This window comes from Arthrobacter sp. P2b (assembly GCF_900168295.1).
GTDB lineage: Bacteria > Actinomycetota > Actinomycetes > Actinomycetales > Micrococcaceae > Arthrobacter.
This window is the reverse complement of the sequence record NZ_FVZL01000011.1, coordinates 34,033-56,085: the sequence shown is the minus strand read 5'-3', so window position 1 is coordinate 56,085 and position 22,053 is coordinate 34,033. Positions and strand designations below refer to the sequence as shown.

At 65.3% G+C, this 22,053-nt stretch carries 21 protein-coding genes; 14 read left to right on the top strand and 7 right to left on the bottom strand.

Annotation, left to right across the window (positions count from 1 at the left end):
- The first annotated feature begins 129 nt into the window (after positions 1-129).
- Both B5520_RS15780 and B5520_RS15775 read left to right on the top strand, forming a co-directional pair.
- Positions 130-429, top strand: a complete 300-nt coding sequence (locus B5520_RS15780) for a hypothetical protein (RefSeq protein ID WP_079598030.1) — start codon at positions 130-132, stop codon at positions 427-429.
- 17 nt (positions 430-446) lie between these two features.
- Positions 447-1,799, top strand: coding sequence for a hypothetical protein (locus B5520_RS15775; RefSeq protein WP_254865597.1), 1,353 nt, complete (start codon positions 447-449; stop codon positions 1,797-1,799).
- A 23-nt stretch (positions 1,800-1,822) separates the two neighbouring features.
- On the opposite strand, the gene B5520_RS15770 is transcribed toward B5520_RS15775, so the two are convergent.
- Positions 1,823-2,251, bottom strand: a complete 429-nt coding sequence (locus B5520_RS15770; RefSeq protein ID WP_079598028.1) for a phage holin family protein — start codon at positions 2,249-2,251, stop codon at positions 1,823-1,825.
- 120 nt (positions 2,252-2,371) lie between these two features.
- Between B5520_RS15770 and B5520_RS15765 the strand changes: the two genes are divergently transcribed.
- The 5 genes from B5520_RS15765 (at position 2,372) to B5520_RS15745 (ending at position 7,981) form a co-directional block, all read left to right on the top strand.
- On the top strand, positions 2,372-3,490 hold the full coding sequence (locus B5520_RS15765; protein ID WP_079598027.1) for a histidinol-phosphate transaminase: 1,119 nt from the start codon (positions 2,372-2,374) through the stop codon (positions 3,488-3,490).
- Positions 3,491-3,639: 149 nt separating this feature from the next.
- Complete coding sequence (gene pdhA / locus B5520_RS15760; protein ID WP_079598026.1) at positions 3,640-4,884, top strand: pyruvate dehydrogenase (acetyl-transferring) E1 component subunit alpha; 1,245 nt, start codon at positions 3,640-3,642, stop codon at positions 4,882-4,884.
- A complete protein-coding gene (locus B5520_RS15755; protein WP_079598025.1) occupies positions 4,884-5,864 on the top strand; it encodes an alpha-ketoacid dehydrogenase subunit beta in 981 nt (326 codons plus the stop codon). Before pdhA ends, B5520_RS15755 begins: the two co-directional genes overlap by 1 nt.
- 7 nt (positions 5,865-5,871) lie before the next feature.
- The gene (locus B5520_RS15750; protein WP_079598024.1) at positions 5,872-7,359 is read left to right on the top strand and encodes a dihydrolipoamide acetyltransferase family protein; all 1,488 of its coding nucleotides are present in this window, start codon (positions 5,872-5,874) and stop codon (positions 7,357-7,359) included.
- Positions 7,360-7,363: 4 nt separating this feature from the next.
- Positions 7,364-7,981, top strand: coding sequence for a phosphatase PAP2 family protein (locus B5520_RS15745; protein ID WP_079598085.1), 618 nt, complete (start codon positions 7,364-7,366; stop codon positions 7,979-7,981).
- Positions 7,982-8,008: 27 nt separating this feature from the next.
- Here B5520_RS15745 and B5520_RS15740 read toward each other — a convergent pair whose 3' ends face one another.
- The 5 genes from B5520_RS15740 to B5520_RS15720 all read right to left on the bottom strand — a co-directional run bounded on the left by B5520_RS15740 (position 8,009) and on the right by B5520_RS15720 (position 11,879).
- A complete protein-coding gene (locus B5520_RS15740; protein WP_079598084.1) occupies positions 8,009-8,350 on the bottom strand; it encodes a hypothetical protein in 342 nt (113 codons plus the stop codon).
- A gap of 153 nt (positions 8,351-8,503) precedes the next feature.
- The gene (locus B5520_RS15735) at positions 8,504-8,932 is read right to left on the bottom strand and encodes a universal stress protein (RefSeq protein ID WP_079598023.1); all 429 of its coding nucleotides are present in this window, start codon (positions 8,930-8,932) and stop codon (positions 8,504-8,506) included.
- Positions 8,933-8,977: 45 nt separating this feature from the next.
- A complete protein-coding gene (locus tag B5520_RS15730; protein WP_079598022.1) occupies positions 8,978-10,267 on the bottom strand; it encodes an aminotransferase-like domain-containing protein in 1,290 nt (429 codons plus the stop codon).
- 80 nt (positions 10,268-10,347) lie between these two features.
- Positions 10,348-10,854 carry a GerMN domain-containing protein gene (locus B5520_RS22460; RefSeq protein ID WP_254865596.1) on the bottom strand — a complete coding sequence of 169 codons (507 nt, stop codon included), beginning with the start codon at positions 10,852-10,854 and terminating at the stop codon, positions 10,348-10,350.
- A gap of 467 nt (positions 10,855-11,321) precedes the next feature.
- Positions 11,322-11,879 (bottom strand): NAD(P)H-dependent oxidoreductase, encoded by a 558-nt coding sequence (locus B5520_RS15720; protein ID WP_079598020.1) that lies wholly within the window; start codon positions 11,877-11,879, stop codon positions 11,322-11,324.
- A 124-nt stretch (positions 11,880-12,003) separates the two neighbouring features.
- Between B5520_RS15720 and B5520_RS15715 the strand changes: the two genes are divergently transcribed.
- From B5520_RS15715 to B5520_RS15685, 7 genes are all read left to right on the top strand, one after another.
- The gene (locus B5520_RS15715; RefSeq protein WP_079598019.1) at positions 12,004-12,612 is read left to right on the top strand and encodes a TetR/AcrR family transcriptional regulator; all 609 of its coding nucleotides are present in this window, start codon (positions 12,004-12,006) and stop codon (positions 12,610-12,612) included.
- Positions 12,613-12,971: 359 nt separating this feature from the next.
- Positions 12,972-13,955: an ABC transporter permease gene (locus tag B5520_RS15710; RefSeq protein WP_079598083.1), complete on the top strand. Its 984-nt coding sequence runs from the start codon at positions 12,972-12,974 to the stop codon at positions 13,953-13,955.
- A 2-nt stretch (positions 13,956-13,957) separates the two neighbouring features.
- On the top strand, positions 13,958-14,962 hold the full coding sequence (locus tag B5520_RS15705; RefSeq protein WP_079598018.1) for an ABC transporter permease: 1,005 nt from the start codon (positions 13,958-13,960) through the stop codon (positions 14,960-14,962).
- Complete coding sequence (locus tag B5520_RS15700) at positions 14,959-17,196, top strand: ABC transporter ATP-binding protein (RefSeq protein ID WP_079598017.1); 2,238 nt, start codon at positions 14,959-14,961, stop codon at positions 17,194-17,196. Before B5520_RS15705 ends, B5520_RS15700 begins: the two co-directional genes overlap by 4 nt.
- 52 nt (positions 17,197-17,248) lie before the next feature.
- Positions 17,249-18,967: an ABC transporter family substrate-binding protein gene (locus tag B5520_RS15695; protein WP_079598016.1), complete on the top strand. Its 1,719-nt coding sequence runs from the start codon at positions 17,249-17,251 to the stop codon at positions 18,965-18,967.
- Between the two features lie 60 nt (positions 18,968-19,027).
- Positions 19,028-19,609: a hypothetical protein gene (locus tag B5520_RS15690; protein ID WP_079598015.1), complete on the top strand. Its 582-nt coding sequence runs from the start codon at positions 19,028-19,030 to the stop codon at positions 19,607-19,609.
- 79 nt (positions 19,610-19,688) lie between these two features.
- Positions 19,689-20,750: a Gfo/Idh/MocA family protein gene (locus B5520_RS15685; protein ID WP_079598014.1), complete on the top strand. Its 1,062-nt coding sequence runs from the start codon at positions 19,689-19,691 to the stop codon at positions 20,748-20,750.
- Positions 20,751-20,755: 5 nt separating this feature from the next.
- Here B5520_RS15685 and ald read toward each other — a convergent pair whose 3' ends face one another.
- Positions 20,756-21,874, bottom strand: coding sequence for an alanine dehydrogenase (gene ald / locus B5520_RS15680; RefSeq protein WP_079598013.1), 1,119 nt, complete (start codon positions 21,872-21,874; stop codon positions 20,756-20,758).
- Positions 21,875-22,053: the final 179 nt, after the last annotated feature.

Sequence of the window (22,053 nt, the reverse complement as noted above, 5' to 3'; positions counted from 1 at the left end):
TTGCACGTTACTTGTCCACATAGCCGCCGGCGGTGCTGGGGTTGCTGCCGGGTCTTCCTTAGCGTTGTCGCATCAGTAAAGCAATGCGAGGGCAGCAACCCGTGGGCTGCCCAGGGTGGGGGAGTGCGGATGTGGAATGTACTGGGGGACGGCATGCCCGGAGCGGCAGACCATGTCGCCGCCGACCTCATGCCACTGGCGGGACGGCTCGGGTCCTGCATGGCAAGGGTTGAGGAAGTCATCGCTGGCCTGAGGGCTATCCAGCTGCTCGACTGGCAGTCACCGGCGGGGCAGGCCTACCGGAACACCGTCGCCCGCCAGGACGCTGCCCTGCGCCAGGCTTCGGAATGCCTGGCGGAAGCCAAGGCCGCCGTTGCACGGCATGCCCAGGAGAGCGTCGCGGCTGCACTCGCCAATAGCCAGCACTGATGCAAGGCGAACAACCCATGGACACTGACCGCATTCGCCTGTTCGGCCCCTCCAGGGAGGGACATCTGAGCATCAGGGGCGGCCCCACTGGCATCAGCGTCCAGCTCGAAGAGCTGACGGCAGGCGCGGAGAAGCTGGATACCCTGGCCAGTGACCTCGTTGCCGTTGAGCAGGAGACCGGGCAGATCCTGGACCACCTTTGCTGGGTTGACCGGCAGCCGGCATGGTCCACGTCCGCCCATCTGGCCGCAGTGCGGAACGGCCAGTGGCGCGTCCAGGCTGCCAGGGCAGAGCTACAGCGCATCAGCAGCCAGATTCGTGCCTGCCTCCGGGACTATGAGGACGCGGAGTGGCGTGCCAACGCCGGGAGGTTCCTCGGAATCACGAGTGTGGAGGAGTTCAACACCTCGTGGGCCATCATGGCCGCAGCAGGAGTCCCGGACCGGCGGACCGCAGAATCCATCATCACCATGCTGGGGCTGGCGGCTCCGGATGTCCGGGCAAGGATCGATCAGGAACCCTTCGTCCGGGACGCCCTGATGTTCCTGGTCGCGAACTTCATACCCAGGCCGCTCGCCGCGCGGCAGGAAGAGTCCGCCCAGGTGGAACTGGATGCATCACCGGCCGGCCTCCTGGAGCGCATCCGGAACGTCGATGCCCGCGGTCCCGGACACATTGAGGTCCTTGAGGTCCATAACGGCGGTGCTGCAACGTACGTGGTGGTCCTTCCCGGCACCCAGGCGGCAGGAATGTACGCGGGCGGTGACAACCCCTTCGACGAAGCCGGCATCGCGGAGGCGATGCTGTACGGCTCGGAGGAGATCAACCGGGCCGTCCTTGCTGCTCTGGAAACCGCCGGGGCGGAACGTGGTGCGGCCGTGGTGGCGGTGGGCTACAGCCAGGGCGGGATCCATGCCATGAACCTGGCTTCCGATCCCCGCGTCCTGGAACAGTACGACGTCAAGTATGTGCTGACAGCCGGCTCGCCGGTGGCCGGGACCAGGCCGGGAGCGGGAGTAAGCTCACTGCACCTTGAACACGAGGCCGACTGGGTGCCCGGAAGCGATGGTCTGGCGAACCCCGAAACCCGCAACCGGGTCACCGTATCCATGGCCTCCCCCGTTTCCGCTCAGGAGGATAAGGGGCTGGGCCCTGGCCACAGCTTCGAGGGGTACCAGGATGCCGCGCGGATAATCGCGGACAGCAGCGACCCGTCGCTGCTACAGTCCACCGCAGTGCTGACAGGCGTCCTTGGAGCGGGCGGGACCGCCACAGCCACCCGTTTTTCCCTGTCGAGGGCTAAGGGCCCCATGCCCACGCTCACCCCGCAAGACCCCCGCGCCCACGAGCGGGGACATGGCGGCCGGTAGCACGGCGGGTGGAATCCGGCAGGCTAACGCTTCCGTCCCCCGGGCAGCACACCAGCCACCAGAGATACCAGGGAAATGATGATGGCCGCCAGTACGGCGGTCCAGAAGAAGGAGTCGATGGTGAACTCCACCGGTGTGTAACTGCTGATCCAGGACGTCAGGTACAGCATCGCGGCATTGATGACGATGGTGAAGAGTCCCAGGGTGAGGATGGTGATGGGGAGTGCGAGGAACCGCACCAGGGGCCGGACAAACGCGTTCACCACGCCAAAGATGGCACCGATAAAGAGGTAGGCCAGGACCAGGCCGATGGTGTCCGTGCCTTCCGTAACACCGGTCCTGGCCACAGCCTCGGAGGCCGCCTGGCTGGAGATTTCCAGGCCGGGCAGGACCCAGCTCGCTGCCCAGATGGCAGCGGCGTTGATGATGACCCGAAGAATGAAGGAACCCATGGCCCCATGCTCGCACAGCGCGCTGGACGGGGGCTGGGTACGGTAGGGCCTTCTTCCCACGCCGGAAGAAGCCAATGCACCACCCGGAACGGTTATCGCACGAGAAGTAGGCTAGTGCGCATGACCTCATCAGAGACCCTGGCCGGTGGAATCCCGCCGCGTCCGGTGGTAGGCCGGTTGCCCCGCTACGCGGCCGGAAAGCCGCCCGCCGCCGTCGACGGACTCACCAGTTACAAGTTGTCCTCGAACGAGAACCCGCTCCCGCCGCTCCCCGCAGTTATCGAGGCGATCGCGCAGCAGACCGATTTCAACCGCTATCCGGACCCGGTCAGCACCAAGCTTCGGGCGGCGCTCGCGGATTTCCTCAATGTCCCCGCCGAGGACATCGTCACCGGAGCGGGCAGCCTGGGTGCCCTCAACCAGATCCTCGCCGCGTTCGCTGGCCAGAACGACGACGGCAAGGCCGATGAAGTCATCTATGCCTGGCGCTCCTTTGAGGCTTATCCCATCAGCGTGGGCCTGGCCGGGGCGGAGAGTGTCCGGATTCCCGTGACCTCCGACGGCCGGCACAACCTGGACGCCATGGCGGCAGCCGTTACGGCCCGCACCAGGGTGATACTCCTGTGCACGCCCAACAATCCCACCGGACCGGCCCTTACCGCCGCCGAGACCGAAGCCTTCATCCGCTCGATGCCTTCCAACGTCGTGGTGGTCATTGATGAGGCGTACCAGGAGTTCGTCCGGGCACCCGGTGCGGTGGACGGGATCGCCCTTTACCGGAAATACCCCAACGTGGTGGTACTCCGGACCTTCTCCAAAGCGCACGGCCTGGCTGGCCTGCGCGTCGGCTACAGCGTCTCCAATCCAGCGCTGACCCAGCACCTGCGGGTGGCTGCGACGCCGTTCGCGGTGTCGCAGATTGCCGAAAAGGCGGCCATTGTTTCCCTCCAGAATTTCCCTCAGGTTGTAGAAAGGGTACAAACGCTGGTGGACGAGCGGGCCCGCGTTACTGCAGGTCTGCGGGACCTTGGCTGGGCTGTTCCGGATGCACAGGGAAACTTCGTCTGGCTGGATCTGGGGTCCGACAGTAGCGAATTTGCAGAGCTGGCGGGAGCCCAGGGGCTCTCGGTGCGCGCTTTTCCCGGCGAGGGGGTCAGGGTTAGCGTCGGCGAGCAAGAGGCCAACACGCGCTTCCTTCGGTTATGTGTCGACTATACAAAGGCTCCGCGGGGTTCCTAGCGCTTAACAAGTAGTCCTGCGGCTACCTACTGAAGATAAAGTTAGGATCAGTAAGCCAATGTATATGCCGCACCGGGAATGTATTCCTTTTGAGGCATATATCCCAGCGACATTGCATTGCATCCGGATGCGGCAAGCAAGGAGACGGTATGGGCACACATCTGCCTTCCACCGAGTTCGACGGAACAGCGGTTGACGACCAGCGGGAAGCTGATGCGGAAGCCGTTATGGGCGAGCCCCCGGCGCAGATGGTGCAGCTGCTGGGTCCCGACGGAAAGCTGGGTTCCGATCCGGTGTACAGCGAGTACGCCGACAAGCTCACGCCCGATGCCCTGCGCGGACTTTACGGCGATATGGCTGCCATCCGCCGGTTCGACGTGGAGGCCACCGCGCTGCAGCGCCAGGGCCAGCTGGCGCTGTGGGTGCCCCTGACCGGGCAGGAAGCTGCCCAGATCGGTTCGGGCAGGGCCAGCCAGCCGCAGGACTACATTTTTCCCACCTACCGTGAACACGGGGTGGCGCTGACGAGGAACGTGGACCTGGCTGAGCTCCTCCGCCAGTTCCGGGGCGTCTCTAATGGCGGCTGGAACCCCAAGGACACCAACTTCCACCTCTACACACTGGTCCTGGCCGCCCAGACCCTCCATGCCGTGGGCTACGCCATGGGAATCCAGCGGGACCAGAAGCTTGCCGCAGCCGCCGGCTCCAAGGCGGAGGTGCCGGACGCCGCGGTCATCGCCTACTTCGGGGATGGCGCCAGTTCCGAGGGTGACGTCCACGAATCCATGGTCTTCGCCTCCTCCTACAACGCTCCCGTGGTGTTCTTCTGCCAGAACAACCACTGGGCCATCTCGGTACCCACCAACGTGCAGACCCGCGTTCCGCTGTCCAACCGTGCCAAGGGCTACGGCTTCCCCGGCATCCGGGTGGACGGCAACGACGTCATCGCCGTCCACGCCGTCACCGAGTGGGCCCTGGAGCACGCACGCCAAGGCAAGGGCCCGGTCCTGATCGAGGCCTTCACCTACCGCGTCGGCGCCCACACCACCGCCGATGACCCCACCAAATACCGCCCGTCCTCCGAAGAGGACGCCTGGCGGGCTAAGGATCCCCTGCTGCGGCTGGAGAAATACCTGCGCGCCCAAGGCCTCGCGGACGACGCCTTCTTCGCCCAGGTCAAGGCCGACGGCGACGAACTCGCCTCCTACGTCCGGCGCACTACCCATGACCTTGAGACCCCGAACATCCGCTCCGCCTTCGCCAACACCTACGCAGAGGCGCACCCGCTGGTGGCCGAAGAGCTGGCGTGGTTCGAGGAATACTCCGCAGGGTTTGCCGGTGAGGAACCCCCGGCGGTACCGGCCGGACAGGCAGCAGCAAAGGCAGGCCACTGATGACCACCATGACCATTGCCAAGGCCATCAACGAAGGCCTCCGCGCCACCCTGGCCAGCAACCCGAAATCACTCCTGATGGGCGAAGACATCGGCCCGCTGGGCGGCGTCTACCGCGTAACAGACGGGCTCATCGGTGAATTCGGCCCCGACCGCGTGGTGGACACCCCCCTGGCGGAATCCGGCATCATCGGCACTGCCATTGGCCTGGCGCTGCGGGGATACAGCCCCGTGTGCGAGATCCAGTTCGACGGCTTCGTCTTCCCGGGTTTCAACCAGATCACCACCCAGCTCGCCAAGATGCATGCCCGCAGCAACGGCAACCTCACGGTTCCCGTGGTTATCCGGATCCCCTACGGCGGCGGCATCGGCTCCGTGGAGCACCACTCCGAATCCCCCGAGGCGCTGTTCGCCCACACCGCGGGCCTGCGCATCATCACCCCGTCCAACGCGCACGACGCCTACTGGATGATCCAGCAGGCCGTGGAATGCCTGGATCCCGTGATCATTTTTGAGCCGAAGCGGCGCTACTGGCTTAAGGGCGACGTGGATGTGGAGAACCCGGGGCCGTCAGCGGATCCGTTCAAGGCCCACGTCCTCCGGGAAGGTACCGACGCCACCATCGTGGCCTACGGCCCCCTGGTTCCCGTTGCCCTCGCGGCCGCCAATGCCGCGGAGGAGGACGGCCGCAGCGTCGAAGTCATCGACCTTCGCTCCATCTCGCCCCTGGACTTCGATACCGTGACGGCCTCCGTACAGAAGACCGGCCGGCTGATCGTCGCCCACGAGGCCCCGACGTTCGGCGGGATCGGCGGCGAAATTGCCGCGCGGATCAGCGAACGTGCCTTCCACTCACTCGAGGCCCCCGTGATCCGCGTGGGCGGCTTCCACATGCCCTATCCCGTTGCCAAGGTGGAGGAAGACTACCTTCCGGACATCGACCGCATCCTCGAGGCGCTGGACCGCGCCCTCTCCTACTGAGGACACCATGACTCTCAACAAGTTCAACCTGCCGGACGTCGGCGAGGGCCTCACCGAGGCGGAAATTGTCTCCTGGAAGGTCAAGCCCGGTGACGCCGTCGCCATCAACGATGTCCTGTGCGAAATCGAAACCGCAAAGTCCATCGTGGAACTGCCCTCCCCGTTTGCCGGGACCGTCACCGAACTGCTGGTCCCCGAAGGGGTGACCATCGACGTCGGGACGGCCATCATCAGCGTCAGCGATGACGTGGCAGGCGACCCCACGCCCGCAGACGTGCGCGCCCCGGAAACGCCCGTCCAGCCCCTCTACGGCACGCTGCCCGCCGATGATGGAGCAAGGGCCGACGGCGGCGCGCAGGAAAGTGCCCTGGCCGGCGGTCCGCTGGTGGGTTCCGGACCGAAGGCCGACGCCGTCAAGCGCCGCCCGCGGAAAGCCCAGCCCTCCGCTGCCGTGACACTCAACGCCCCGGAAGTGGAGCCCGTCCAGCCACACACGCCGGCCGCCGTGACGGCAGCACCCGAGGTTTCGGCCGGCCCGGCCGCAGGCGACTTGGACAACCGCCCCACCCTGGGCGGCACCATCACGGGCCTGGTCAACCGGGTCCTGGCCAAGCCTCCCGTACGCAAGATTGCCCGGGACCTCGGCATCGACCTTGCGGACGTGGTGGCCACCGGTTCACGGGGCGAGGTGACCCGCGAGGACCTGGTCAGCTACCAGGCCCAGCGCGACGCAGAGCTGGACAAGGCGGACGGCTTCTGGGGCAAAGCGGGCAAGCCGCAGGACCAGCGGATTGAACGGATTCCGGTCAAGGGCGTCCGCAAGGCCACGGCCAAGGCGATGGTGGAATCCGCGTTCTCCGCGCCGCACGTCAGCATCTTTGTGGACGTGGACGCCAGCCGCACCATGGAGTTCGTCAAGCGGCTCAAGGCATCCAGGGATTTCGAGGGCATCAGGGTCTCCCCGCTGCTCATCCTGGCCAAGGCCGTTATCTGGGCCGCGGCGCGCAACCCGAGTGTCAACGCCACCTGGGTGGACAACGCGGACGGGGCTGACGCCGCGGAAATCCACGTCAAGCACTACATGAACCTGGGCATCGCGGCTGCCACGCCGCGGGGCCTGATGGTGCCAAACATCAAGAACGCACAGGACCTGTCCCTGAAGGAGCTGGCGCTGGCGCTGAATAACCTGGCCACCACCGCCAGGGCCGGAAAAACCCAGCCCGCCGAGATGCAGGGCGGCACGCTGACCATCACGAACATCGGCGCCCTGGGCATCGACACGGGAACGCCCATCATCAACCCGGGCGAGGTGGCCATCGTTGCCTTTGGCACCATCAAGCAGAAACCCTGGGTCCTTGACGGTGAAGTGATTCCGCGCTGGATCACCACGCTTGGCGGCTCGTTCGACCACCGCGTTGTGGACGGTGACCTCTCCGCCCGCTTCATGGCGGACGTCGCCGCCATCCTGGAAGAGCCTGCGCTCCTCCTTGACTGACGGCGTGGGCATCAGCGCCGGCACCATCCGGGCGAAGAACAGGACCGCCCGGTGGCTGACGGAGACGTTTCAGCCTCCCGTGGTGGTGAGCATCCAGCTGCTGGTCAGTCCGCTGACCGAGGGCGGTTTTCCGGCCACCATGGCGTACGGCGCGTTGGCGGCCCTGTTTGTCTGCGTGCTTCCGCTGCTTCTGCTGCTGGTCCTGGTCCGGCTGGGGAAGGTTACCGACCATCATGTCAGTGACCGGAAGCAGCGGGCTCCTGTCCTGCTGATGGCCCTGGCATCGATCCTTGCAGGGCTGGTGGTCCTGGAGGCTGTCGGCGCGCCCCGGAGCGTTGTTGCCATGGTCCTTGCGGTGGTTGGCGGAGTCGTGGTGCTGGCCGGAGTGAGCCCGTTCTGGAAGATCAGCGGGCATGCTGCCGCCATCTCCTGCTCGACCGTCATCGCCGTGCTGATGCTCGGGGCGGCCTGGAGTCCGTTGCTTCTCCTGATCCCGGCCGTCGGCTGGTCCCGTGTGGTACTGCGGGCCCATTCGGTGGCACAGGTGGTGACGGGGTCACTCTTCGGCGGAGTGGTGATGGCAGGCATCTGGTGGATCCTGCAGGGCCTGATGGTGACCTAGGCAGTACAAGTCCCGGCCGGGCAGGCCCTAGAACGAGGAATACGGGTACGCCGAAAACATCTCGATGGTGGCCGGATCTGCGGTAGTTCCCAGGACCACGGCCGCGGCCGTCATGAGGACGCCCATAGCAGCGGCCATGCCGGCCCACGCCGTGAAGAGCTTCCAGTCTTCGCGCAGCACGCTTCCCACGGTTTCGGGAAGCTGCAGCCCGGGCGTGATGAGGTTCGGCGCGGAGTCCACACTGCCGTCATCCAGCAGTGCCACGACGGTGCCATTGCTGCGGTCAACCCGCATGGAGCAGATGTGGTTGCCGTGGCGGGCCAGGAGGATGTCGTGGCCTACGAGCTGCCGGCGCTGGAGAGTGATCAAGATATGCCCCTCGATAGTGGTTGCTGGGTGCCGCACCATTGGGGGCCTATTCAATTTTATCGTTGCGCTAACGGCTGAACCCGGGTATCGGGCGTGAAACCAGACACCCCCCGCAGCGACTTTCGCCACCCGGGGGAGTGTCCGGGGTTACTGCTAGTCGGCGTCGTACGTGTTCGCGATGTAGACGTCGCAGGGCGCGTTGTGCGCCACGCTGTTGGCCACGCTGCCCAGGACGCGGCCTATGCCCTGCATCCTGCGGTTGCCCACTACGATGATGCGGGCTTCCATCCGGACCGCTTCCTTGATGAGGGCATCCGCCGGCCGGCCGCGGGCTGCGGAATACGTGACCTTGACGCCGCCACCGAGGGACTCCGCCACGGTACGGGCCACGTGTTCGGCCGCGTCGGCGTCTGAGACGATCCACTGGTCGCTGCCGCTGCCGAAGATCTCGGTGCGGTCGCTGTCGAAGGCCGACACCACGTGGAGTGATGCGTCCAAGGCAGCGGCGAGGTCGCGTGCGGACTCGGCTGCCTTCTTCGCGGTTCCGCTGCCGTCAACCCCTACAACGATGATTCCGCTCATGTGATGCTCCTTTGCTTCGTTTATGCGGCACTGGTCAGGCCAACGCTACAGCGCAGCTATGGCTTCCCGAAGCACAGGCGCCAGGCGGCGGACACCCTCGGCGATGGCTTCGGGAGGCACGGCGCTGAAGGCGAGTCGCAGTTTGTTGGACGGTTCGTCCGACGGCGTGAAGGCGGCGCCGGGGATAAACACCACGCCCGCGTCGATGGCCTTGTGCAGCAGCGGGTAGGTGTCCACGCCTTCCGGCAGCGTCACCCAGACAAAAAAGCCGCCCTCCGGGCTGGTCCACGTGGCCCCTGCGGGCATGTGTTCCTGCAACGCAGCCAGCATCGCCGTGCACCGCTCGGCGTACAGGCCGCGGTAGGTCTCGATCTGGCCCCTCCAGTCGTACTCACGAAGGTAGGCGGAGACCAGCATCTGGTTCAGGGCGGGCGGGCACAGCGTCACAGACTCGGCCGCGAGGTAGTAGCGCCGCTGCAGGTGTTCCGGCACCAGCGCCCACCCGATGCGCAGGCCGGGCGCGAAGATCTTCGAGAACGAACCCATGTAGATGACGTCCCCGGGATTGTCGGCCCGGAGCGGGACCAAGTGCTCGCCGGAGTAGCGCAGCAGACCGTAGGGGTTGTCTTCGAGGATCAGAATATTCGCAGTGCGGCATATATCCACCACCTGCTGCCGGCGCTCTTTGGCGAGGGTGATCCCTGACGGGTTGTTGAAGTTCGGGATGGTGTAAAGGAACTTGATGTTCTTGCCGGCCAGTTGAAGCGCCGCGATCCGCGCCTCCAGGAGCTCGGGGACCAGGCCGGATTCATCCATGTCCACCGTTTCCACCTGCACCTGGTATGCCTCGAACGTGTTGAGGGCACCCACGTAGGTAGGGTCTTCCACGAGCACCACGTCGCCGGGATTGCAGAACAATTTGGTGGCAACATCCTGGGCCGACTGTGAACCGGCGGTGATCACCACGTTCTGCGGCCGGGCGTCGAGGATACCTTCAGCGGCCATCACCTCGCAGATCTGGGTGCGCAGTTCTTCGGTCCCCTGTCCGGCGCCATACTGCAGCGCCGTGAGGCCGTCCTCGGCAATGATTTTGGCGGCGGTGGCCGAAAGCCGGTCCAGCGGAAGCGACTGCAGATACGGACTGCCGCCCGCAAGGGAGACCAGGCCGGGCCGCATGGAAATATCGAAAACGTCCCGCACCGCCGACTGCCGGATGTTCGCGGCACGCTCCGAGAACAGGTCCTCATGCCGGTGCGCTGACGTTGCAGCCCGTTCAATCGCATCGATGGCTTCCGCTGGCAGCGTCCCTGCTGCATCAAGTGTTTCGTGGCTCACACCCACAGGATACAGCCGGATGTTGCTCCAAAAGCAACACTTGTTGTCAACCCGCGTACGACAGGTTGCTGGGCGGGTGGCTAGTCCTGCCTCAGTGCTTCTTTCAGCGGCTGCCCGTTGACGTAGATTTCAGCCCGGATTGCGCCCACTGCCGCAACTGCTGTCTGCGTCAGCTGCGCCTCTACCCGCGGGATGTCGCACACCCCGCCAAGGCTCAACGCGCCGGCCAGGTACACCGTGACCGTCGTTCCATCGAAAGAGCCGGAGAGGAACTTCAGCCCGGAGTCCGCCAAGGCGTTGTACATCTCCCGGGCCGGTCCCGCCCCGGGGCCCGGCATTCCCGCTCCACCTGTTCCCTGCAGAAGCGCACCTATGGCGGCCGGAAGCGGATCGGAATCGGGGGCTGCGCTGTCCATGCCCACCAGGCTGTCATTGCAGCCGAACCGCACGCCGTTGCTGCCGCCGTCGTCCAGGAGCACGTAGTAGGCCGTCACGGTGCGCGGCACGGCCGGAATGGTGGCCGGGGCCGGCGCCGGTGGTGCGGGGGCCTGCGTTGCGGGCGCCCGTCCGGCCTCGGGAACGGGCAAGCCCTCCGCGGCTTCCGGCGTTGTGGAAGGGCCTGCCGGCGGTACGCCCTCGGCAGGAGGGAGCGTTTCCGGCTCCGGTCCTGCCGGCGGCTGGTCCTGGGGCTGTGGCGCTGGAGCCGCCGGGGGTGCCGCAGCCGGGGCGCTGCTGCCAGGGGCGGATGGAGGGAAGGTCCCCGCGCCTGGACCTGCAGGCGGTGCGCCAATGCAGGCGCCGAGCAGCAGCGGCAGTGCCAGGCAGGCTTTTGCCGTTAGGCGCAAGCCCGTCCGTCGCCTCCCGGCGCTCCACTCTGCTGCCATGACTGCACCGCGATCCCGTTCCGGTACGTTCCGTGGATTAACGTTACGGCTGGCCTTTCCGGCGGAGTGTGTCCGTGAGGTACCGGTTGGGACAAGAGTTGGTCACGGCAGTACCCGGATGCAGCAGCGCCCGGTACGCGTAGCTGCGTACCGGGCGCCGGCGGGTGTGCCTAGGCTGCGGGAGCGGCGGCGGCAAGGGCATCGAACACGCCCTTGATCTGCTCCACAACCTCGGCGTCATCCTTGGGGTGGATTTCGGCGAACCGGACCATGGACCCGGGAACGGCGAGCTTGACGTCCTCGAGGACCTGGGCACCGGCGATGCCGGCGGCCTTGCGCGCCTCATCCTGCGCCCAGACGCCACCGAACTGGCCAAAGGCAGTGCCGACGACGGCCGTGGGCTTGCCGGCGAGGGCTCCGGCGCCGAAGGGGCGGGACAGCCAGTCGATGGCGTTCTTCAGGGCTGCGGGAACGGTGCCGTTGTGCTCGGGGGTCACCAGGAGGACGGTGTCGGCTTCGCTGGCAGCCGCACGCAGGGCGGCGGCGGCGGCAGGAACCTGGCCTTCGACGTCGATGTCCTCGTTGTAGAAGGGGATGTTGCCCAGGCTGTCGTGGATGACAACCTCCACCTGCTCGGGGGCGTTCAGCTGGATGGCCTCGGCCAGCTTCTGGTTCGTGGACCCGGCGCGCAGGCTGCCGACGAGGGTGAGGACGGTGCTCTTAGTCATGAATACTCCTGGGGTAGGGGCAGCGGGAGGGGCCGCGTGCCGGTTGAAGCTGAGGCTTGTCATGCCTTCACCAGACTAAACGGACCACGGTCCGCTTATTATTCCCGGGGGCTAGAATGTGGCTGTGAGCTCCATCCCACTACGGCCGGGAATGACGCCGGCAACGCCCGCCGAGCGCAGTGATGCCGTCCGGAACCGGGAACGCCTGCTGGCGGCTGCCCGTGAACTGATATCGGAATGCGGGGCCGAAGGCCTGACCATGGACCGCCTCGCGGAACGTGCGGGCGTAGGCAAGGGCACAGTGTTCCGCCGCTTCGGCAGCAGGGCCGGGCTCATGCTGACGCTGCTCGACGATTCCGAATCCGCGTTCCAGGCCCGGTTCCTGTTTGGACCTCCTCCGCTGGGTCCCGGCGCGCCCGGACGTGAGCGGCTGATCGCGTTCGGTTCTGAACGGATCGCCTACGTGGTGGAGTTCGGCGACCTGGTGCTTGCCGCTGAGAACGCCTCGCGGGGCCGGTTTGACGTGCCGGCCGCGGCGCTGTGGCACCGGCACATCGAGGTGCTCCTGCGCGAGGCGGGTTTCGACTCGGACCCCTGGCTCATGGCAGGGTCCCTGAGCGCAACGCTGGATCCGGAGCGGCTCCTCCACCTGGTACGGGACCGCGGCGTGGCCCCGGAAAGGCTGGCCGCCTCTTGGGCCGACCTTGTCACAAGGGTGGTCAAAGACGCGTAGATTACGCCGGACGGAGCCGCGGCGTCCAGTCATATGGACTTCACAGAATTCTTCATAACAATCTGATACGCGCGGGTAGCTTTCCTGCGGTTACCCACGTTTTGGCTCAAGGCTTGTGATAGTTTCCTCAAGAAATGTGACCCGCGACATAGTCCGTCAGGACGGCCCTGCCAAGGCTGCGGGACAGCCAGCTACCCGCTGGCACAACACCCGGTGAGGCGGCACAACCCCCGCCAATCCCGGGAAGACGGAAGGATCCTGCGCGTGATTGTTGAACTGTCCCGCACTCCGGCACGCCGGCGGAAGCAAGCGTGCCACTTCAGTCAGCGCGCGGCGGCGAATCCGAAGTAGCGCACACCATGCTCAAGTACCTCGCCAGGCGCGGCATCACCTATTTGGTCATGATCTTCCTGACCACGTCGGCCGGATATTTCCTTGCCGTCAGTACACTCAAGCCGGCATTGCTGGAACAGGAGCGCATTCCGCGTCCGACGCCGGAGCAGGTGGCCACTTCCATGCGCCTGAAGGGTCTGGACCCGGAGCTCAGCCCCTGGGAGCGGTACGTTGAGTGGTTGACCGCCATCGTGACAAGGTGGGACTGGGGCAGGAGCCCCAATGGGGCGTTCATCAATGCCGAATTCGGTGACCGGGTATGGATCTCCACGCGGCTGTTCCTCGCGTCCATCATTCTGACCCTGATCATCGGCGTGGCCCTGGGCGTTTATTCGGCCGCCCGGCAGTACAAGTTCCAGGACCGCGTGATCACGTCCTACAGCTACCTCGCCTACATTGTGCCCGCCCCCATCGCATACTTCCTCGTACAGCTGGGCGCCATCAACATCAACGAAACAGTAGGCCAGCGGATCTTCTTCGTCACCGGCATTTCCACTCCCGGCATGGAACCGGGGTGGGAGCAGTTCGTGGACATGCTGGCGCACTACGCGGTTCCGACCATAGCGATCACGCTGGTCGGCTGGGGTTCCTACCAAATAGCGCAGCGCCAGTACCTTTTGGACAACGTCAACGCCGACTTTGTCCGCACCGCGCGCGCCAAGGGGCTCACCCGCAACCAGGCCATCACCCGGCATGCGCTCCGCGTCTCGTTCATTCCCGTTGCCCAAAGCATCGCCTTCACCATCCCGGCCATCTTTGCCGGCGGCTTCTTCGCGGAGAAAATCTTCGCCTGGCCCGGTGTCGGCTCGTGGAGCATCGATGCCATCTCGCTGCAGGACGTCAACGCGGCCACTGCCACGCTCGCCTACGGTTCCGTCATTTTCGCCCTGGGGGCCATCCTGGCTGATTTTGCCACAACCCTCGTTGACCCCAGAGTGCGGGTGCAGTAGCCATGACCAACCTCAATGCCGTCGACCCCGCTGCCGCTGCGCAGGACGCGCACCTGGAAAACGCCGATGTGGTGATCGGCAAGAACACGATCATCTTCCGCCGCTTCATGCGCAACAAAACCGCCGTGGCGGGCCTCGCCATCTTCCTTGCCCTGACGCTCTTCTCCTTTGTGGGCGGCTACTTCACGCAGTGGGACAAGGAAACCATCGATCCCTTCAACATTGGGATGCCGCCGTCGGCGGAGCATTACCTGGGCACCTCCCAGGCTGGCATCGACCTCTATGCGATGACTGTGGAAGGAACCCGGATCTCCATCCTGATCGGCCTGATCGTGGGCCTGGTGTCGGTCCTCATCGCCGCCGTGTACGGGTGCACCATGGCGTACTTTGGCGGCAAGGTGGACAAGGTGATGCTTTTTGTCCTTGAAGCGCTCATCATGATGCCCGCTCTGCTGGTGGTGGCGGTTGCCACCAGCGGGGGAGGGGAAGGCCTGAAACGGGACCTGCCCTCCTGGCTGCTGCTGATCATCGTCCTGCTGGTCTTCAGCTGGATGGGAACGGCCAGGCTGATCCGTTCGCTGTCCATGTCGCTCATGCAGCGGGACTTCGTCAAGGCAGCCCAGTACATGGGCGTCCCGCCGCGCCGGATCGTGTGGCGGCACCTGGTCCCCAACATCGGCTCCCTGCTGGTTCTGGACATCACCCGCGGTGTCACCGGAGCCATCCTTGCGGAAGTCGCCTTTTCCTTCATCGGCATCGGCATCAAGGTTCCGGACGTCAGCCTCGGCGTGCTGATCGGCGGTGCGACCTCCCAGGTCCAGACGTTCCCCTGGATGTTCTGGGTACCCCTGACGGTGATGTTCCTCCTCACCGGTTCCCTGGCGATGATGAACGACGGCCTGCGGGATGCCTTCGACCCCAGTTCCAGTTCCTCGGGCAAAGCCAGGAAAACCAAAGCCCGGAGAATCAGCGCAGAGACGGCAACCATGAAGAAGAAGGCGTCATGAGCAGCGAAACCACTGCCGGGCCGGCAGAGTCCACCGGGCCGGTTGAGCGGCTGCACATCGCCGGGCTCCACGCGGCAACGGATGCCGTGCTGTCCGTCCGGGACCTCAACGTCCGCTTCAACACCGAAAACGGCGTGGTGCATGCCGTCCGCGGTGTTGACTTTGACCTCCTGCCCGGCAAGACGCTGGGCATCGTGGGGGAGTCCGGCTCGGGAAAATCCGTGACGTCCCTGGCCATCATGGGGCTGCTGCCCGCCACGGCCGAGATTTCCGGCTCCGTGAGGCTTAAGGGCCGCGAACTGCTGGGCCTCAGTGACAAGGCCATGTGCGAATACCGCGGCAACGAGCTGGCCATGGTCTTCCAGGACCCCCTCTCGTCCCTGACGCCCGTCTACACCGTGGGCACCCAGATCACCGAAGCGCTCACCATCCACAACCCCACCATGAGCAGGCAGGCCAAAGAAGCCCGCGCCGTCGAACTCCTGGCCATGGTGGGAATCCCCAGCCCCAAGGACAGGCTGCGAGCCTTCCCGCACGAATTCTCCGGCGGCATGCGCCAGCGCGTGATGATTGCCATTGCCATTGCCAACAATCCGCGGGTCCTCATTGCGGACGAGCCGACGACGGCCCTGGACGTCACCATCCAGGCGCAGGTCCTGGAGGTTCTCCACAGGGCGCAGGAGGAAACGGGCGCCGCCGTCGTCATGATCACGCACGACCTGGGCGTCGTGGCTGGCATGGCCGACGAGATCATGGTGATGTACGCCGGCAAGCCGGTGGAGACCGGCGAGGTTGACGAGATCTACTACAACCCGCGGATGCCGTACACGATGGGGCTGCTGGGCGCGGTTCCCAGGGTGGATGTGGCGGAAAAGACGTCCCTGGTGCCCATTGAGGGTATGCCGCCCAACCTGCTCCACCAGCCCACCGGCTGCTCCTTCGCTCCGCGTTGCCCGCTGGTCTCGGACGCCTGCCTGGCCGGGGAACCGGCTTTGGCCCCGGTGGCGGGAGGGGTCCAGCACCGGGCCGCGTGCATCAAGGCGGAATCGCTCGGGGGCGCAGACGTAGACGTGCAGGACGTGTTTGCCGCCCCGCCGGTTCCGGTGTCGCGCTTCGACTCCATCCCCCGGACCGAACGCTCAACCGTGCTGCAGCTCAAGGATGTCCGCAAGCACTTCCCGCTGACCAGGGGTGCTTTGTTCAAGCGCCGCATCGGCACCGTCAAGGCCGTGGACGGCCTGAGCTTTGATATCCGCGAGGGTGAATGCTTTTCCATCGTGGGGGAGTCCGGCTCGGGAAAGACCACCACCCTCCTGGAAATCATGGAGTTCCACAAGGACCAGGACGGCGAGGTGGTGATCGGCGGGATCAGCAACAAGCAGGCCGTCGATGCCAAAACCAAGAGCGCCATGCGGCGGGAACTGCAAATGGTGTTCCAGGACCCCACCGGGGCGCTGGACCCCCGGTTCACGGTCTACGAGGTGCTCGCCGAGCCGCTCCAGAACGTGGGCATGGACAGGCCGGCCATCAGGAAACGCATCATGGAACTGATGAAGCTCGTGGGACTGCAGCCGGACCACGTCAACCGCTTCCCCAACCAGTTCTCCGGCGGGCAGCGGCAACGGATCGGGATAGCCCGGGCGCTTGCCGTCAACCCCAAGCTGGTGGTGCTGGACGAGCCCGTCTCCGCCCTCGACGTTTCCGTCCAGGCAGGCGTCATCAACCTCCTGGACAAGCTCCGAGCCGAGCTGGGCCTGAGCTACCTCCTGGTGGCCCACGATCTTTCGGTGGTCCGGCACATCTCCAACCGGGTAGCCGTCATGTACCTGGGCAAGATCGTGGAAATCGGCGAGGTGGACCGGGTTTTCGACAACCCGCGCCACCCCTACACCCGGGCCCTCCTCTCCGCCATCCCGGTACCCGATCCCCAGCTGGAGCGCACCCGCGAACGCATCATCCTCCAGGGCGACCTGCCCTCGCCCCTGGATGCGCCGAAAGGCTGCAACTTCGCCACGCGGTGTCCCGTCTTCGCTGCACTTCCGCCGGCGAAGCAGGAAAAGTGCCTCACGTTGGAGCCGCCGCTGGAACCCGTCGCACCATCGGCGGCCACGCAGGCCCTGGAAGCGGCTCCTGTACCCTCTCCGGACCAGCGCTTTGCCTGCTTTTTCCCGGACGGGGAACTGGACGAAGACATGCTGGTGGTCCACGAGCCGGCGGACCACCATGCGCCCTAGGATTATCCGACCCATCACAAGCACCACCACTAGCAACAACGAAGGGAAAACCATGAGGAATCTGACCAGGATCGGCGGAGCTGCGGCCATTGCTGCAACTCTGGCGCTGACGGCCTGTGGCGGTGGTGGCGGTGCCACCGGGCCCGAGACGGCCAAAGGCCAGGAGGCAGGCAGCGACCTGTCCAAGCTCATCAGCATCAACGAGAAGCCGGCAGCCGATCTTGAGCAGGGCGGAAAGGTCACCCTTCCGCTGGGAAGCATCGGCCCGGACTTCAACGGTTTTTCCAACAACGGCAACAGCTCGGATAACTCCGCCCTGATGGCGCCGATCAACCCGGTGGCTGTGAGCGGTGGCGGCATCGGCGGCTGCTGGAAGGTGGACTTCCTCGGCAAGGCGACGCCGAACCCGGACTTCTGTGAGTCCGTGGACAGCGAGGTGGTGGACGGCAAGCAGACCATCACCATCAAGGTCAACGAGAAGGCCACGTACAACGACGGCACGCCCATCGACATCAAGGCCTTCCAGAACACCTGGAACATCCTGAAGAGCCCCGATGCGGGCTACGACATCGTTAGCTCCGGCGCCTACGAATTCGTGGAGTCCGTGGAAGCCGGCAGCAGCGACAAGGAAGTCATCGTCAAGATGACCCAGCCGGTGTATCCGGTGGAAGACCTCTTCTTCGGCCTGATCCACCCTGCCGTGAACTCGCCCCAGATCTTCAACGAAGGCTTTGTGGGCAACATGCATCCTGAATGGATGGCCGGCCCGTTCAAGGTGGACCAGTACGATGCCGCCGCCAAGACCGTGACGCTGGTCCCCAACGAGAAGTGGTGGGGCAACAAGCCGGTGCTGGAGAGTGTGACCTTCCGCCAGCTGGAAACCAGCGCCCAGATCGCGGCCTTCAAAAACGGTGAGATCGACGCCATGTCCGCCAACACCATCGCGCTCTACAAGCAGCTTGAGGGCACCAGCAACTCCGAGGTCCGCCGCGGTCAGCGCCTCTTCGCCGGCGGCATGAACATCAATGCGCAGCGGGTCACCGACGTTGCCGTCCGCAAGGCCATCTTCGCCGCCGTGGACCGTGAAGCCCTCCGCAAGGTCCGCTTCAACGGCCTGAACTGGGAAGAGCCCAGCTCCGGCTCCATGATGCTCCTGCCCTTCTCGGAGTACTACCAGGACAACTACCCGGTCAAGGAAACGGGCCCGGAAGCCGCCAAGAAGGTCCTGACCGACGCCGGCTACACCGAGAACGCCAACGGCATCATGGAGAAGGACGGCAAGCCCGCAGCCTTCAAGATCAGCAACTTCGGTGACGATCCCACCACTCTCGCCTTCACCCAGACCCTGCAGAAGCAGCTTCAGGCCGGCGGCATGGACGTGGGCATTGACCAGCGCGCCTCCGCCGACTTCGGAAAGGTCATCGGCGCCCGCGAATTCGACATGAGCGTCTCCGGCTACACGGTTGGCGCGGACGCCACGTCGGCGGTCAAGCAGTACTACGACTCCAAGACCAACGAAAACGGCCTCGGTGACGCAGAACTGGACAAGAAGATCGCCGACCTCGCCTCCATCGAGGACAACGCGGAGCGCAACAAGGCGGCCATGGAGGTTGAGAAGGAGCACATGGCCAAGTACTTCTCCATGGGCGTGGTCATGAACGGCCCGCAGATCTCCTTCGTCCGCACCGGCCTGGCCAACTACGGCCCGTCCCTGTTCCAGAGCCTGTCCCAGGTTCCGGACTGGACCACGCTGGGCTGGGAAAAGAAGTAGGCTTCCAGCCGCATTGACGCAAAGGCCGGCATCCCTGAAGCCAGGGGTGCCGGCCTTCGCATGCCGGATATGCTTCCGGTGATGATTTTGTTGATGGCCACCTATTCGAGAATGTTCGCCCCAGCCTTGGTGCTGTTGGCAGTGGTCCTCTTGGGAGCGCTCGAAGCGCGGCTCGGGGTGATCGGCTCGATGATCCTTGCGGCAGCAATCGTCGGCCTCCCTGGTGTGACGTACAAAAAGTTTCCCCTTTTCGCTGGCGCTTTGGGTCTGCCGCTTGAGTGGCGAACCAAAGTGGTAGTCGTCCAGACGCTGATGGGTGCCGCCGCCTGCGTCTTGTTGCAGGTACCGGCGCCTGTTTCTGCAACGGTCGTTGGCTTGGCCGCCGGCAATTCAGCGTTGGCGGTTGCCAGATTCAAACTGAACGCATCAGCGCACGTCTCGGTTCTTACTTTTGCTGCCCTTTGGGGAATTGCTGTATTCGGACCCCTTTGTGCTTATCTTCTGGTGCTTGTCCCGATAATGCTGGTGAGCCGAACAACCCTGCGTGAGCACAGTTGGGGCGAAGGCTTTGCCGGCTTGTTGGTGGGAGGTGCCGCCTTTGCCTGTTTCGTTGGGGCGGACAATGTGGATCTCCTGCTCTGAAGGACTCCTGCAGGGGGGATCACTAGAAGCCAGCAGTATCTGCAGGGCACTGAGGGGAGCTGCGGAGTAGCGTAGTCCCATGACCGGGACTGAAGCTGCACCGCGAACCATCCGTACCGCCGTCGTCGGATATGGCCTGGCAGGGAGCGTCTTCCATGCGCCGCTGATCGCGTCGGACGGCAGTTACTCCCTGGACATTATCGCCACGTCCGACGGCGGCAGGCAGGCGGCTGCCACGGCCCGCTTTCCGCGGGTGAAGACGGTGCCGGACGGTCCGGCCGTGCTGAAGCGCGCCGATGACTTGGACCTCGTAGTGCTGGCAACACCTCCGGCCACCCATTACCCGTTGGCCAAAGCCGCCCTGGAGGCGGGGCTGGACGTGGTGGTGGACAAGCCGTTCGCGGTCACCAGCGCCGAGGGCCGGGAACTGGTTGAGCTCGCCGGGGAACTTGGCAGGGTGTTGACGGTCTTCCAGAACCGCAGGTGGGACGGCGATTATCTGACCCTGCGCAAGCTGCTGGCGGTGGAGGCTGTGGGTACCGTGACGAGGTTCGAGTCGCGTTTTGAGCGCTGGTCCCCGATTATCGCGAAAGCCTGGAAGGCACGCGCCACGGCGACCGAGGGGGGCGGTGCGCTGTACGACCTGGGCAGCCACCTGATCGACCAGGCCCTCCAGCTTTTCGGCCCGGCATCAGTGGTCCACGCGGAATTGCGGGCGCGAAGGTCGGACGAGCGCGCTGAGGACGACGTGTTCCTGGTGCTGCGGCACGAGACCGGGGTGCTGAGCCACCTCACGATGAACATGCTGTGCGCCCAGCAGGCCCCGCGGTTCCGCGTCCTCGGCTCCGTCGGGGGCTATACCAAGCACGGAGTGGACCCCCAGGAACCCTATATCGTGGCCGGCGGCAGCCCGCTGGACGAGGAGTACGGCGTGGAAGCGCCGGAATGGGCAGGGCTCCTGGGCCGTGATGGCCACCTGGACGCCCTGCCCACCGAGCGCGGCGCCTATCCCGAGTTCTACCGGCTCCTCGCGGACAAAATCCTCGACGGCGGCGCGGCCTCCAGCCTGCCCCTCCCCGTAGACCCTCAGGATGCCATTGAGTCCTTAAGAATCATTGAACAAGCACGCGAACTGGCGTAGGACTGCTACGCAGAGACCAGTTCGTGCCAGTCCGCTACGAGCGGCAGGTTGTGGGCCTCGGACACGGAGTGGTGCGCCACGTGGCCGGCGGCGATGTTGAGGCCTGCGGCCAGGGCGGGATCCCGGTCGAAGGCGGCCTTGACGCCCAGGTTTGCCAGGGCAACGGCGTAGCGCAGGGTGACGTTGGTCAGCGCATAGGTGGAGGTGTTGGGCACGGCGCCGGGCATGTTGGCCACGCAGTAGAAGATGGTGTTGTGGACCTTGTACGTGGGTTCCTGGTGCGTGGTGGGGTGGGTGTCCTCGAAGCAGCCGCCCTGGTCCACGGCGATGTCCACCAGGACCGAGCCGGGCTTCATGCGGGCCACGAGGTCGTTGGTGACCAGTTTGGGCGCCTTGGCACCGGGGATCAGGACGGAGCCGATCACCAGGTCGGCATCCACCACGGACTTTTCGATCTCGTACTTGTTCGAGGCCACGGTCTTGAGCCGGCCCTGGTACTGGGCGTCCAGTTCGCGGAGGCGGTGGATGTTGATGTCCATGATGGTGACGTCGGCGCCGAGGCCCAGGGCCATGGCTGCCGCGTTGGTGCCGGCAACGCCTGCACCGAGGACCACTACCTTGGCGGGGCGGACGCCGGGAACGCCGCCCAGCAGGATGCCCTTGCCGCCGGCGGGGGCCATCAGCGAGGAGGCGCCCACCTGGACGGAGAGGCGGCCGGCAACCTCGGACATGGGGGCGAGGAGCGGCAGGCTCCGGCCTTCCTGGACGGTTTCGTACGCGATGGCCGTGACGCCGGAGTTGATGAGCTCCCGGGTCAGTTCGGGCTCGGCCGCGAGGTGGAGGTAGGTGAAGAGGATCAGGCCCTTGCGGAACCGGTGGTACTCCGCCTTGATGGGCTCCTTGACCTTCATCACCATGTCCGCGCGGGCCCAGACGTCGTCCGCCTCGTTCACGATTTCGGCGCCGGCAATCGAGTATTCCTCGTCGGTGATGCCTGAACCGAGGCCCGCGCCACGCTCCACCAGGACGGTGTGGCCGTGGGTGCGGAACTCGTGAACACCGGCGGCGGTGATGGCCACCCGGAATTCGTTGTTCTTGATTTCTTTGGGGACGCCGATGATCATCGTGGGCTCCAGGTTCTCGGCCGGATCAGCCGGAAAGTGCGGAAGGATTCTGTATTTCCACGATAAATGCGGTTGTGAGCCAGCTGACATGGCTGCAGTGCGGGAACCGGAGGGGAACCGCGTGATTCCGCGGTTTTTGCTGGGGCGGGATCGACATTTGTCGAGTCCCGGAGCGTCAG

Excerpts from the sequence above, each read along its gene's own strand:
- B5520_RS15780 (WP_079598030.1), top strand. The coding sequence starts at position 130 with ATGTGGAATGTACTGGGGGACGGCATGCCCGGAGCGGCAGACCATGTC.
- B5520_RS15775 (WP_254865597.1), top strand. The coding sequence starts at position 447 with ATGGACACTGACCGCATTCGCCTGTTCGGCCCCTCCAGGGAGGGACAT.
- B5520_RS15770 (WP_079598028.1), bottom strand. The coding sequence starts at position 2,251 with ATGGGTTCCTTCATTCTTCGGGTCATCATCAACGCCGCTGCCATCTGG.
- B5520_RS15765 (WP_079598027.1), top strand. The coding sequence starts at position 2,372 with ATGACCTCATCAGAGACCCTGGCCGGTGGAATCCCGCCGCGTCCGGTG.
- pdhA (WP_079598026.1), top strand. The coding sequence starts at position 3,640 with ATGGGCACACATCTGCCTTCCACCGAGTTCGACGGAACAGCGGTTGAC.
- B5520_RS15755 (WP_079598025.1), top strand. The coding sequence starts at position 4,884 with ATGACCACCATGACCATTGCCAAGGCCATCAACGAAGGCCTCCGCGCC.
- B5520_RS15750 (WP_079598024.1), top strand. The coding sequence starts at position 5,872 with ATGACTCTCAACAAGTTCAACCTGCCGGACGTCGGCGAGGGCCTCACC.
- B5520_RS15735 (WP_079598023.1), bottom strand. The coding sequence starts at position 8,932 with ATGAGCGGAATCATCGTTGTAGGGGTTGACGGCAGCGGAACCGCGAAG.
- B5520_RS15720 (WP_079598020.1), bottom strand. The coding sequence starts at position 11,879 with ATGACTAAGAGCACCGTCCTCACCCTCGTCGGCAGCCTGCGCGCCGGG.
- B5520_RS15710 (WP_079598083.1), top strand. The coding sequence starts at position 12,972 with ATGCTCAAGTACCTCGCCAGGCGCGGCATCACCTATTTGGTCATGATC.
- B5520_RS15705 (WP_079598018.1), top strand. The coding sequence starts at position 13,958 with ATGACCAACCTCAATGCCGTCGACCCCGCTGCCGCTGCGCAGGACGCG.
- B5520_RS15700 (WP_079598017.1), top strand. The coding sequence starts at position 14,959 with ATGAGCAGCGAAACCACTGCCGGGCCGGCAGAGTCCACCGGGCCGGTT.
- B5520_RS15695 (WP_079598016.1), top strand. The coding sequence starts at position 17,249 with ATGAGGAATCTGACCAGGATCGGCGGAGCTGCGGCCATTGCTGCAACT.
- B5520_RS15690 (WP_079598015.1), top strand. The coding sequence starts at position 19,028 with ATGCCGGATATGCTTCCGGTGATGATTTTGTTGATGGCCACCTATTCG.
- B5520_RS15685 (WP_079598014.1), top strand. The coding sequence starts at position 19,689 with ATGACCGGGACTGAAGCTGCACCGCGAACCATCCGTACCGCCGTCGTC.
- ald (WP_079598013.1), bottom strand. The coding sequence starts at position 21,874 with ATGATCATCGGCGTCCCCAAAGAAATCAAGAACAACGAATTCCGGGTG.